Origin of the sequence: Mycobacterium asiaticum, from assembly GCF_001668675.1 — a bacterium.
GTDB lineage: Bacteria > Actinomycetota > Actinomycetes > Mycobacteriales > Mycobacteriaceae > Mycobacterium > Mycobacterium asiaticum_D.
In genome coordinates this window covers 1-12,283 of the sequence record NZ_LZKQ01000227.1, presented here as the reverse complement: position 1 = coordinate 12,283, position 12,283 = coordinate 1, and the positions used below count along the sequence as shown (strand labels likewise).

Here is a 12,283-nt window from a genome sequence, read left to right as displayed (position 1 = left end):
GATTCTCTTACGCGCCAAACGGGGTTTGGGGCGACCACCCCAAAACGCCCCCTTGGGGGCCCCCAACGGGGCGTTTTGGGGGGGGCTCGCGGGACATTGCTAACGTCTGAGTAAGAGAATAGTATTCTCGCAAATTGCGAAGGAGGATTTCATGGGGCAGTTGTCGCATCGGGAGGACGTTCCGTTCCCGATCTTTGACGCGGATAACCACCTCTACGAGCCGCCGGAGGCGCTCACCAAGTACCTGCCCAAGGAGTACAAGAACCACGTCCAGTACGTGCAGATCAACGGGCGCACCAAGATTGCCATCCGCGGCCAGATCAGCAACTACATTCCCAACCCCACCTTCGAGGTCGTAGCTCGCCCGGGTGCCTGGGAGGAATACTTCAAGTACGGCAACCCGGACGGCAAGAGTAAGCGCGAGTTGTTCGGTGAGCCGATGCGCGCGATTCCGGCGTTCTTCGAGCCCGGACCGCGGCTGGAGAAGATGAACGAGTTGGGGCTGGACCGCACCCTCATGTTCCCGACCCTGGCCAGCCTCCTCGAGGAAAGGCTGCGTGACGACCCGGTCGCCATCCACGTCCTGATCCACGCGCTCAACGAGTGGCTCGATGAGGTCTGGGGTTTCAACTACGAGAACCGCATCTTCACCACCCCGGTCATCACTCTGCCGATCGTCGAGAAGGCGATCGAAGAGCTGGAATGGGCGGTCAAGCGTGGCGCCCGCGCCATCCTGATCCGCCCGGCTCCGGTCCCCGGGTTCCGTGGCCCCCGGTCGTTCGCGGTGCCGGAGTTCGACCCGTTCTGGGAGCGGGTCGTCGAGTACGACTTGTTGGTCGGCATGCACTCCAGCGACAGCGGCTACTCGCGGTACACGTCCGAGTGGGACGGCGCCGAACAGGAAATGTTGCCGTTCCAAACCAATGCGATGGGCATCCTGAACGAGTGGCGGCCGATCCAGGACGCCGTGGGCTCGTGGGTCATCCACGGCGCGCTGTACCGCCACCCGAAGCTGAAGGTCGCTATCGTCGAGGCCGGTTCGAAGTGGATGACACCGTTGCTGGACGGCCTGGCCGAGGTCTTCCGCAAGGCACCGGAAGCTTTCCCGAGCGACCCCGTCGAGATGGTCAAGAACCGTATCCACGTCAGCCCCTTCTTCGAAGACGGCATCGACGACCTGATCAACCTCGTCGGCGTGGACCAGGTCCTGTACGGATCGGACTGGCCGCATCCGGAAGGGCTGGCGGAGCCGACCTTCTACGTCAACGCGCTCTCGCACCTGTCCGTTGACGACCAGGCAAAGATCATGGGCGGCAACCTCGGTCGACTCGTCACGGTGTAGCGCCCGGTGACGATGCAGACCGCTGGGCGGTCTGAGGAGGAGGCGGGCAATTAGGCGCCCGGTGACGATGCAGACCGCTGCGCGGTCTGAGGAGGAGGCGGGCAATTAGCCCTGACTCTCTGCCTTGGCAGACCATCCCCGAGATGGTCTTGAGCGCAGCGGATCGTTTCAGCGACGCAGAGGCGGTGGTCGACGGTCCGCTGCGTTACACCTTCGGTGAGCTTGTCGGTCGGATCCGTTGCGCTGCGGGAGCTTTCGCTGACCTTGGGATCGACCGGGGCGACCGGGTCGCCATTTGGGCGCCCAACTGCGCCGAGTGGATCGTCGCCGCCTTCGGGTTGCTCACGGCGGGCGGTGTTCTGGTTCCGGTCAATACCCGGTTCAAGACCGCCGAGGCCGGCGACATCCTGCGCCGCAGCGGGGTGAAGGCCGTCCTGGTCCGGTCGGGGTTTCTGGACCAGGATTACTCCGCGCCCGCAGGGATACCGGTCATCGACCTCGAATCCGACTTTCTTTCCAGCGGTTCACCATTCGAGCGACGGGTGGACGGCGATGACACCTCCGACATCATTTTCACCTCGGGCACCACGGGGCGCCCGAAGGGCGCGATGATGAACCATCGCCAGACGCTGCGGATGTACGAGGAGTGGGCGACCCTGGCCGACCTACGTCCGGGCGACCGTTATCTGCAGATCAATCCGTACTTCCATACCTTCGGACTGAAGGCGGGGCTGGTGACCTCCTTCTTGCGCGGGGCGACGATGGTGCCGGTGGCGGTGTTCGATATCGACACTGTGGTGGATCTGATTGAGCGCGAACGCATCACGATGCTGCCGGGACCGCCGACGCTGTATCACTCGCTGCTGACGGTCGCCGACAAGTCGAAGCTGTCGACGTTGCGGGCCGGGGTCACCGGCGCCGCCGACATCCCCGTCGAGCTGGTTCGGCGGATTCATGGCGAGTTGCCGTTCAAGACGCTGATGACGGGGTACGGGCTCACCGAGGCCGGCAACGTGACTCTGTCCAGACCGGGCGACTCCTTCGAAGACGTCGCCACGACGGCGGGACTGCCCTGCGCCGGCGTCGAGGTGCGCATCGCCGACGACGGCGAGGTGCTGGTCCGGGGTTACGGCGTGATGCAGGGATATCTCGACGACCCCGTGGCCACGGCAGAGGCGATCGACGGTGACGGCTGGCTGCACACCGGGGATTTGGGCAACATCGATGACGCCGGCCGGCTGCGCATCGTGGGCCGCAAGAAGGACATGTTCATCGTCGGCGGTTTCAATGCCTATCCCGCCGAGATCGAAGGTTTGTTGATCGGCCACGCGGCCGTGGCGCAGGCGGCCGTCATCGGTGTACCCGACGAGCGGCTCGGGCAGGTGGGCAAGGCATTCGTCGTCCGAAAGGGTCCCGTTGAGGCGCAGGAGTTGATCGACTGGTGCCGGCAGCGGATGGCGGGATTCAAGGTGCCGCGCTCGGTGGAGTTTCTCGAGGCCCTGCCGCTGAATGCGACCGGCAAAGTGGTCAAAGACCTGCTCCGTTAGCGGGGGAGACTCCGGATGAGCAGTCGCGCGCCGTTACCCGCGCCGAGTAGGGTGAGCCAACGGCGACGCCCGTCGCATCACAAACAGCGCTGGAAGAGGCGGCCAGCGCGATCTTCATCACCGGCGGGCAAGCGGTGGTAGAGGAGTTTGGTTTGGGCGACGATAAGCCTCGTTCGATGCTTGCAAGACGGAATTATCCCCGTTGAAAGGGGACGACGCGCCCCAGACGGCGGCCGAATTTCGGTCGCTGGCGGATCAGGCCGAGGCTGAGGCGACCGTCGCCGAAGCTCTCGCCACCGCGGGGGGCGCCCGGGCCCGCGCCATCCGATTACGCCACCGAGCCGCGACTGTGGTCGCTGAGAAGAAGACCGAAGAGCCGGTTACCCACGATCCGGTCACCGTGGACGCGAAGGCGTATTCCGAGTCAGCAGACGTCGACACCGTCGAGCCGGAAGTTGTCGTGGACGCGAGCGACTTGGCTGACGAAGACACCGACTGGCCCACCGCCGAGCCTAGGGAGCTGGGCCCCGGCCTGTTGAGCCGACGGCGACTGGGTTTGGTTGCCGCCGCTCTCGCCGTCATCGTGATTCTTGCCGCGCTTGGCGCTGGTGTCGAAATGATGGTGCTGCACACGAACGCGGTCCGGGAGCGTCAGCGGGTCGCGGAATATGCTGCGGCCGCGCGGCACGGCGTGGTGACCCTGACATCATTGGACTACGAACACGCCAACGAGGACGTGCAGCAGATCCTTCAAGTCTCCACCGGTACTTTCAAGGACGACTTCCTGAAGACAGCGGAAGACTTCACCACCTCCGTTCGGGAGTCAAAGGTGGTTCTGCAGGGCACTGTTCAGGCCGCGGCGGTCGAGCTGGATTCGGTGACGGACAAGTCTGCGGTGGTGTTGGTTGCCAGCTCCTCGGAAGTCACCAATGCTGACGGCGCCAAACAGGATCCACGCAAGTACCGGATCATCGTTACCGTCACCCGCGAGGGCGGGCAGCTCAAAATGTCGAAAGTCGAGTTCATTCCGTGACCACCGAAGCATTTATGCCGCAGCGAGCCGCGCGGAAGGCGGGCCGGACGAGGGGGCGATGGTCGGGCAATGTCGGCGCCGCCCTATTGATGCTGCTGGTGGTCACCTCTCTGTCGGTGTTGGCCGCACTGTACTGGTCCACCTACAAACCGGATCGCGACGTCAACAGCGACGCGGCGAAGGCGGCGATCTCCGCGGCCAGCGAGGGAACGGTAGCCATCCTTTCGTATTCGCCCGACACACTCGACCGCGACTTCGCCACCGCCAGGTCGCATTTGACCGGTGAGTTCCTCACTTACTACGACAATTTCAGTAAGCAGGTCGTCGCACCCGCCGCCACGATGAATGGGGTGAAGACGAGTGCTGTGGTGCTGCGTGGAGCGCTCACGGAGTTCCACCCCGACTCGGCCACCGTGTTGGTGTTCGCCAATCAGAGCACCCAGAGCCAGGACCGGCCCGAGCCGGCCACGAAATCCAGCACGGTGCTGGTCACGCTGACGAAAGCTGATGGAAAGTGGCTGATTTCGCAGTTCAATCCGGCCTAGGGGAGCGGCGCCAATGACCGCGCCGGCGACGATGCAGAGCGTAGCGATGAGGAGAAGCGGCGCCAATGACAAACGGTGACCTGCACTCGATGGTGATCGCATCGGACTACCGGATCCCGGACCCGACCCGGGTGTGGCCGCTGCTCGAGCGCAACAAGGCGGCCCTGGCCGACATCGGCGCCCATCACGTCCTCGTCTACTTGTCGACGCACGATTACGGTCGCGTGCTGGTGATGATCGGAGTGCACAGTCGCGAACCGATTGTCGAGTTGCTGCAATCGCGGGTCTTTTTCGACTGGTTTGACGAGGCTGGTGTGGACGACATTCCGGCGGTATTCGCCGGCGAGATCGTCGAACGATTCATCACCACCCAGCCCGCCGCGCCCAAGGCGCCGGGCGTGGTACTGGCCGCTTTTGCGTCGGTGGAGGACGTGTCCACACTCACCGCGGAGGTCGGGTACGCCATGGACAGGTTCGCCGCGGCCGGGATCCGAAAGACCTGGGTGTTCCAGGCCTTTGACGACTCGCACGAAGTACTGATCCTGCAGGAGTTTCCGGACGAGGAGGGTGCGCGGCGGTGGATCGACCATCCCGATGCCACCGCCGAGTGGATGACGGGCGGGGCAGGCACGGGCGCCTATCCGCCGCTGTTCGTGGGCCGCTACTTCGACATGATGCGGATCGACGCGGAATAGACGGACCAGCCGATGTTCGTGTGCCTGTGTAACGGCATCACCAGTCAGGCCGTGGCCGATGCCGTAGCGGCCGGGGCCACCACCTGCAACCAGGTTGCCGCCGCGTGCGGGGCCGGCGAGGAGTGCGGGCGGTGCCGGCGCACGGTGCGGGCGATCATCTCGGCGACCGGACGAGTGTCGAGCGGCTAGCTCCGGTGCGCGTCCTCCGGCGGCGACATGGATCCGACCAATTGCCCAAGCAAGTAAGGGATTTCCAGTCGGGGCAACACCACTTCGACGAACACCATCCGGTCCTTGTGTTCGGCGGCAGCCGTCAGCGCGTCGTCGAGTTCGCCATAGGTTTGTGCGCGGAACGCCAGGTGATTGGCCACCCCCAACGTATTCGGAACGTCGGTCCACCGCCAGGCCACAATGTCGTTGTATGGGGCCGTTTCGCCGTGGATGGCCCGTTCCACGGTGTAGCCGTCGTTGTTGACCACCACAATCACCGGGGACAGCCCTTCCCGGGAGAAGCTGCCCAGTTCCTGCACAGTGAGTTGCGCTGCCCCGTCGCCGATCAGCAGGACGGTCCTGCGTTCCGGATGTGCCACCGCGGCGCCGAACGCGGCTGGCAGCGTGTAACCGATTGAGCCCCAGAGGGGTTGGCCGATGAAGGTGACGCCCTGAGGCAGCACGTGGTCGGCCATGCCGTAGAACGACGTTCCCTGGTCGGCCAGCACGACATTTCCGGGGGTGAGCGCCGAGCACAACCTGTCCCACAACAGCCGTTGCGTGAGAGGCTCGTCCCGAGCGGGAGTGGGAGGTGGCGGCGTCGCGGGTGGCGGCGCCACCGCCGGCGATTTGATTCCGCGTTCGGCGATGATCGCGGCCAATGCTTTGAGGGCGGCACCCATTTCCAGCGCGGCGAACACCTCGTCGCCGACGCTGCTTTGGTACTGCCCGATGTCGATGGTGCGGGCGGGGTCGATCCGTTGGCTGAAGAACCCGCTGACCATGTCGGTGAACACCACCCCGGCGGTGACCAGTACCGGTGCCTGCTCGATGGCCGTGCGGACCCGTTCGGCGCTGGCCGCTCCGGCGTAGATGCCCAGGAAGTTGGGTGAGCTCTCGTCGAGCAGGCTCTTGCCCCACACCAGCGTGGCGTGCGGCACTACATCGGCCGCCAGCAACGATTCGAGCTCGTCGACTGCCTGCAGGCGGTGGACCAATAGGTCGGCCAGCACCGTCAATTGGTGGTCGGCGATCAGTTTGGCGGCGGCTTCGGTGAACAAGGCCAGCGCCCGGGGACTGGTGCCGCCGGAGTAGCTGCGCAGGGGCGCGACCGGCGGTTCGGTGGGAAAGCGTGCCACGTCGGTCGACATCAGAATGTATCCGGGGCGCTTCTGCTCCCGCACCTCCTCGAGCACCCGGTCGATCTCCCGGCATGCCGTTGCTGGCATCAGATTGGCTTGAGCACAGGTGATTTCGCGACTGATGCGGTAGAAGTGCTCGAAGTCGCCGTCGCCGAGCGAGTGGTGCAGGGCCCGGCGGGTAGCCTGAGCGTCCTTGGACGGGCCGCCGACGATATGGACGACGGGCACGTGTTCGGCGTAGCTCCCTGCGATCGCGTTGGCGGCAGAAAGCTCACCCACGCCGAATGTCGTTACCACAGCCGACAATCCGCGCAACCGGCCGTAGCCGTCGGCGGCATAGCCGGCGTTGAGTTCATTGGCGTTGCCGACCCACCGAAGCTTCGGATGGGCCACGATGTGGTCGAGGAACGCCAGGTTGTAGTCGCCGGGCACGCCGAAGATTTCCGAGACGCCGAGTTCGGCGAGGCGGTCGAGGAGGTAGTCACCGACGGTGTAAACGGGATCAGCCACGGAAACGACGGTACGCCCCGCAAAGGGCGCTTCGGCAACAAGACTATTCCCGCCGAGACACTGTTTCGATATGGTGCGGGCCATGGCAATCAAAGAATCCCGCGACATCGTCATCGAAGCCAGTCCCGAGGAGATCCTGGATGTCATCGCTGACTTCGAGGCGATGCCGGAGTGGTCCGAACCGCACCAGAGCGCCGAGATCCTCGAGACGGGAGCCGACGGGCGTCCCAGCAAAGTGAAGATGAAGGTCAAGACCGCGGGCATCACCGACGAGCAGGTGGTGGCCTACACCTGGAGCGGCAACGAGGTCACCTGGACGCTGGTCAGTTCCGGGCAGCAGAAGTCGCAGGACGGCAAGTATTCTTTGGTGCCGCAGGGCGGCAAGGACGGGGAGGCCACGTTGGTGAAGATGGAGATCACCGTCGACCCGAACGTCCCGCTGCCGGGATTCGTGCTCAAGCGGGCCGTCAAGGGCACCATCGACTCGGCGACCAAGGAACTGCGCAACCGAGTGCTGAAAGTCAAGAAGGGGAAGTAGTTCACGTGGTTCGCGGGGGACCACTGGCCGGGGTCAAGGTCATCGAACTCGGCGGTATCGGACCGGGACCCCATGCCGGCATGGTGCTGGCCGACCTTGGCGCCGACGTGGTGCGGGTGCGCCGGCCCGGCGGCCTGACGATGCCGGCCGAGGATCGCGATCTGTTGCACCGCGGGAAGCGGATCGTGGATCTGGATGTCAAGACGCAACCCGACGTGCTGCTGGGGTTGGCGGGCAGGGCCGACGTGCTGCTGGACTGCTTCCGCCCGGGAACCTGCGAGCGTCTGGGCATCGGCCCCGAGGACTGCGCGGCCGTCAACCCCGGCCTGATCTATGCCCGCATCACCGGTTGGGGACAGCACGGACCGCTCGCGTCGACGGCGGGACACGACATCAACTACCTGTCGCAAACCGGCGCGATGTCTTCGCTCGGCTACCGCGACCGGCCCCCGACGCCGCCGCTGAATCTGGTCGCCGACTTCGGCGGCGGGTCGATGCTGGTGCTGGTAGGCATCGTCACCGCGTTGTACGAGCGCGAGCGTTCGGGACGGGGTCAGGTCATCGACGCCGCGATGGTGGACGGGGTCAGCGTGCTGGCCCAAATGATGTGGACGATGAAATCGACCGGCGCACTGCGCGATGAGCGCGAATCGTTCCTGCTCGACGGCGGCGCCCCGTTCTACCGCTGCTACGAAACCTCCGACGGCAAATACATGGCCGTCGGCGCCATCGAACCGCAGTTCTTCGCGGCGTTGCTGGCCGGACTCGGCTTGTCGCCCGAAGAAGTGCCGAATCAGCTTGACGTGTCGGCGTTCCCGCGGATGCGTGAGCTGTTCACGGAAAAGTTCGCGAGCCGCACTCGGGACGAGTGGACCGAGGTGTTCGCCGGTACGGACGCATGTGTGACGCCGGTGCTGACCTGGACGGAGGCAGCCGTCGACGCGCACCTGCGCGGGCGATCCACCGTGATCACCGCACACGGTGTCGATCAGGCCGCGCCCGCACCCCGGTTCTCTCGCACCCCGGCCGATCCGGTGGGACCGCCGCCCGCTGCCACCACGCCGCTGGGCGAAATCGGCTGGTAACGAATAATTGACGCAACACCGCCCGCAACCGCGGCAGCGTTGCTAGCTTGGCCTGGATGGCCGTACAAGCGTCGCGGGAAATCGTGATCGACGCGCCGCCGGAGAAGATCATGGCGGCGCTGCGAGATATCGATGCCCTCCCACAGCTGTCGCCGGTGCACAAGAAGGTCGAGGTTCTCGACTGTTATCCCGACGGCAGTCCGCATCACGTAAGGGCGACGGTCAAGATTCTGGGCATCGTCGACAACGAGATCCTGGAATATCACTGGGGACCGGACTGGGTGGTCTGGGACGCCAAAGAAACCTTCCAGCAGCACGGGCAACACATCGAATACACCGTAAAGCCCGAAGGCGTCGACAAATCCCGGGTGCGATTCGACATCACCGTCGAACCGGCCGGACCTATTCCCGCTTTCTTCGTCAAACGAACCAGCAAGGCGGTACTGGCGGCGGCGACCGAAGGTCTGCGCAAGTTGGTCGAGGACGCCGACCGCTCCGATGAGTCCGAGTAGCCACGATTAGTTCGGCCGCCGCCGGGTAGTCGACTTGGCGATGAGCGATTCTCCGACGACGGCCGGCCCCCCGGGGCCTCGCGATCAGCGGACAGTCGCGAACGCCACCCGGTTCGCCGGTGCGGTGGTAGTGGCCGCACTGCTCGTACTGTTCCTGACCGTCATGTGGGCCAGTGGCTGCAAATCCGGCTCCGGGGACCAAGCGCTGGAGCGGTGCGGCGCGTTGCGGCGCAACGCCTTAGCGTTCGGGTCACCGCTGATCTTGCTGCTGGGCGGCATCGCCGCATTCGTGCGCGCGTACCGGGTCTGGCTGGTGCGAGGACGGTGGTGGGTCTGGCAGGGCGTCGGCTGGTTCCTGCTGGCGCTGATGCTTGCCGTGCTGTTCATGGCGGTTCCCGCAAGTCTGCTCTAGCTTCGGCGCGTCGCGTTTCGCCATGGTCCGTGACGGCATTGCATTGATAATTTGGTAGCAATGGCCGTCCAAGCATCGTCCGAAATCGTCATCGAGGCTTCCCCCGAGGTCATAATCGACGCGCTTGCCGATATGGACTCGGTACCTTCGTGGTCCGCGGTGCACAAACGCGCCGAGGTGATCGACACTTACCCCGATGGCCGCCCGCATCATGTGAAGGTCTGGATCAGGGTGACCGGCATCGTCGACACCGAGCTGCTGGAATACCACTGGGGTCCCGATTGGATGGTCTGGGACGCGAAACGGACTGCCCAGCAACACGGACAGCATGGCGAGTACAACCTCATCCGCGAGGGTGAGAACAAGACCCGGGTGCGATTCACCATCACCGTCGAGCCTTCGGCCCCGCTGCCCGAATTCTGGCTCAAACTGGCTCGAAAGAAGATCCTCAATTCCGCGCTCGAGGGTTTACGCAAGCGCGTGATGGGTGATTAGCGCAATGCGGCCAAGCGCCGCAGCGCCTCGTCCAGGGTGTCGTCGCGTTTGCAGAATGTGAAGCGCACCAGATGATTCCAGAGGTCGGCGTGCGGGGCGGCCGGGTCACAGAAGGCTGACATCGGGATGGCGGCTACACCGACCTGTTCCGGGAGCGCCGCGCAGAAGGCGGTGCTGTCGTCGTAGCCCAATGGACGGGGATCGGCGCACAGGAAGTAGGTGCCGCGACTGTCGTGTACCGAGAATCCGATCTCGGTGAGGCCGGCTGCCAACCGATCGCGCCTGGCTTGCAACGAGTTGCGCAACTCGGACACCCACTTCTCCTGGGTGTTCAGTGCCAGGGCTACCGCGGGCTGGAACGGGGCGCCGCCGACATAGCTCAGGTACTGTTTGGCCGCGCGCACCCCGGTAATCAATTCCGCAGGGCCGCAAGCCCATCCGATCTTCCAGCCGGTGCAGTTGAACATCTTCGCCGCGCTCGAGATGGTCAGGGTGCGCTCGGCCATGCCGGCGAAACCGGCCAGCGGCTCGTGGGTGTGGCCGTCATAGACCAAGTGCTCGTACACCTCGTCGGTGATCACCAGCAGGTCCGCTTCGATAGCAATGTCGGCGATCGCCTGGAGTTCGGGCGTGCTGAGCACCACCCCGGTGGGATTATGCGGCGAGTTCACGATCAACGCCCTGGTTCGGGGCGTTACAGCGCGCCGCAGTGCGTCGGCGTCCAGGGCGAAGCCCCGCCCGTCCGGGACCAGCGGCACCGCGACCCGGTGCGCACCGGCCATCGCGACCACCGGCGAATAAGAGTCGTAGAACGGCTCGATCAGCAACACCTCGGAGCCGGGCTCCACCAGGCCCAAAACGGCGCTGGCGATGGCCTCGGTGGCCCCCACGGTGACCAGCACTTCGGTGTCGGGGTCGTACTCGACGCCGAAGTGCCGTTGGCGCTGGGCGGCGATGGCCTGGCGCAGCGGAGCGATGCCCAAACCGGGTGGGTACTGGTTGACGCCTCCGGCGATGGCGTCCTGGGCGGCGCGGAGCATTTCCGGCGGGCCGTCCTCGTCGGGAAATCCCTGTCCGAGGTTCACCGCGCCGATGCGCGCGGCCAGCGCCGACATCTCGGCGAACACCGTGGTCGCGTAGGGCTGCAGCCTCGGCACCGTCATGGTGGACGAGCTTAGGGCCACGGCGTCGGCCCGCCGATGCCTACTTGCTGAGCACCGTCACCGTGCCGTCGCCGGAGTTGGTGACATAGATGGTGCCGGTGGCCGGGTTGACCGCCACCCCGGTCGGCAGGTCGCCGACGGGGATGGTGGCGGTGACGGCGTTGGTGGTGGGGTTGATCACCGACAGCGAGTTGGAGCCGAGGTTGGTGACAAACACAGAGCCGCCGGGGTTGACCGCTACCCCGGTCGGTGTGCTGCCGACGCCAATCGTGCCGGTGACCGCGCTGGTAGCCGGGTTGATCACCGACACCGTGCCGTCAACTTGGTTGGTGACATACACATTGCCGCCGGGGTTGACCGCCACCCCGACCGGCCCGGTGCCGACGCCGATGGTGCCGGTGACGGTGTTGGTGGCGGGATCAATCAAGGACACCGTGCCGGAGCCGAAGTCGGCGACATATACAGCGCCGCCGGGGTTGACCGCCAGCCCCAGCGGGGAGGTGCCGACGCCGATGACGCCGGTGACGATATTGGCGTTGGGGTCGATCACCGACACCGTACCGAAGCCGTTGAAGTGAGTGACGATCACGCTGCCGCCGGCGTTGACCGCAACTCCGTTCGGTTGGTTGCCGACGCCGATGGTGGTCGTGACGGTGTTGGTGGTCGGGTTGATCACGGACACCGAATTGCTGCCGCTGTTGGTGACGTACACCGTGCCGCCGGCGTTGACTGCCACGCCGACCGGCTGATTCTCGACGCTGATGGTGGCGGTGACGGTGTTGGTTGCGGTGCTGATCACCGACACCGAGCCGCTGTCCTCGTTCGTGACGTACGCGGTGCCCGTGATTGGGCTGAGCGCCACGTTCTGCGGGTTGCTGCCGACGTTGATGGTGGTGATGTGGCCGGGGTCCCCGCCCGTGCCGCCGGTACCGCCGGCGCCGCCGGCGGAGCCCACGGGTGCGCCGCCCGGTGTGCCTGCCGCGCCGGGCGCGGTGAAACCGGCGAGTGCCGCGCCGCCGGTGCCCCCCGCCACCGCGGTGGCCGCCCCCGATGC

The 12,283-nt window shown here is 65.4% G+C and carries 14 protein-coding genes; 11 read left to right on the top strand and 3 right to left on the bottom strand.

The features are described 5' to 3' along the window. The first annotated feature begins 151 nt into the window (after positions 1-151). From A9X01_RS19655 to A9X01_RS19630, 6 genes are all read left to right on the top strand, one after another. Complete coding sequence (locus A9X01_RS19655) at positions 152-1,342, top strand: amidohydrolase family protein (protein WP_065122353.1); 1,191 nt, start codon at positions 152-154, stop codon at positions 1,340-1,342. Positions 1,343-1,485: 143 nt separating this feature from the next. Next, positions 1,486-2,889 carry a FadD3 family acyl-CoA ligase gene (locus A9X01_RS19650; RefSeq protein WP_065122352.1) on the top strand — a complete coding sequence of 468 codons (1,404 nt, stop codon included), beginning with the start codon at positions 1,486-1,488 and terminating at the stop codon, positions 2,887-2,889. Positions 2,890-3,091: 202 nt separating this feature from the next. Continuing rightward, on the top strand, positions 3,092-3,922 hold the full coding sequence (locus A9X01_RS19645) for an Rv1363c family protein (RefSeq protein WP_065122351.1): 831 nt from the start codon (positions 3,092-3,094) through the stop codon (positions 3,920-3,922). A gap of 14 nt (positions 3,923-3,936) precedes the next feature. Next, on the top strand, positions 3,937-4,467 hold the full coding sequence (locus A9X01_RS19640; protein WP_065122355.1) for a twin-arginine translocation pathway signal: 531 nt from the start codon (positions 3,937-3,939) through the stop codon (positions 4,465-4,467). A 65-nt stretch (positions 4,468-4,532) separates the two neighbouring features. Beyond that, positions 4,533-5,162 (top strand): fatty-acid--CoA ligase, encoded by a 630-nt coding sequence (locus tag A9X01_RS19635; RefSeq protein ID WP_065122350.1) that lies wholly within the window; start codon positions 4,533-4,535, stop codon positions 5,160-5,162. 12 nt (positions 5,163-5,174) lie between these two features. Further along, on the top strand, positions 5,175-5,351 hold the full coding sequence (locus tag A9X01_RS19630) for a (2Fe-2S)-binding protein (RefSeq protein ID WP_065122349.1): 177 nt from the start codon (positions 5,175-5,177) through the stop codon (positions 5,349-5,351). Here A9X01_RS19630 and A9X01_RS19625 read toward each other — a convergent pair. Beyond that, entirely contained in the window at positions 5,348-7,024 is a 1,677-nt protein-coding gene (locus tag A9X01_RS19625; RefSeq protein ID WP_065122348.1) for an alpha-keto acid decarboxylase family protein, read from the bottom strand. The genes A9X01_RS19630 and A9X01_RS19625 overlap by 4 nt on opposite strands. A gap of 82 nt (positions 7,025-7,106) precedes the next feature. Between A9X01_RS19625 and A9X01_RS19620 the strand changes: the two genes are divergently transcribed. The 5 genes from A9X01_RS19620 to A9X01_RS19600 are packed head-to-tail and all read left to right on the top strand — an operon-like array spanning position 7,107 to position 10,066. Then, complete coding sequence (locus tag A9X01_RS19620) at positions 7,107-7,562, top strand: SRPBCC family protein (RefSeq protein WP_065122354.1); 456 nt, start codon at positions 7,107-7,109, stop codon at positions 7,560-7,562. 5 nt (positions 7,563-7,567) lie between these two features. After that, positions 7,568-8,647 (top strand): CaiB/BaiF CoA transferase family protein, encoded by a 1,080-nt coding sequence (locus A9X01_RS19615; RefSeq protein WP_065122347.1) that lies wholly within the window; start codon positions 7,568-7,570, stop codon positions 8,645-8,647. Positions 8,648-8,703: 56 nt separating this feature from the next. Further along, the gene (locus A9X01_RS19610) at positions 8,704-9,159 is read left to right on the top strand and encodes an SRPBCC family protein (protein ID WP_065122346.1); all 456 of its coding nucleotides are present in this window, start codon (positions 8,704-8,706) and stop codon (positions 9,157-9,159) included. 40 nt (positions 9,160-9,199) lie between these two features. Further along, complete coding sequence (locus A9X01_RS19605; protein WP_065122345.1) at positions 9,200-9,571, top strand: hypothetical protein; 372 nt, start codon at positions 9,200-9,202, stop codon at positions 9,569-9,571. Between the two features lie 60 nt (positions 9,572-9,631). Beyond that, entirely contained in the window at positions 9,632-10,066 is a 435-nt protein-coding gene (locus tag A9X01_RS19600; protein ID WP_065122344.1) for an SRPBCC family protein, read from the top strand. Here the strand turns inward: A9X01_RS19600 and A9X01_RS19595 are convergent. Then, positions 10,063-11,229 carry a pyridoxal phosphate-dependent aminotransferase gene (locus A9X01_RS19595; RefSeq protein WP_065122343.1) on the bottom strand — a complete coding sequence of 389 codons (1,167 nt, stop codon included), beginning with the start codon at positions 11,227-11,229 and terminating at the stop codon, positions 10,063-10,065. The two genes, A9X01_RS19600 and A9X01_RS19595, sit on opposite strands and share 4 nt — an antisense overlap. A 40-nt stretch (positions 11,230-11,269) precedes the next feature. Next, on the bottom strand, positions 11,270-12,283 hold a 1,014-nt coding region (locus A9X01_RS19590), incomplete at its 5' end, for a Vgb family protein (protein WP_436405287.1).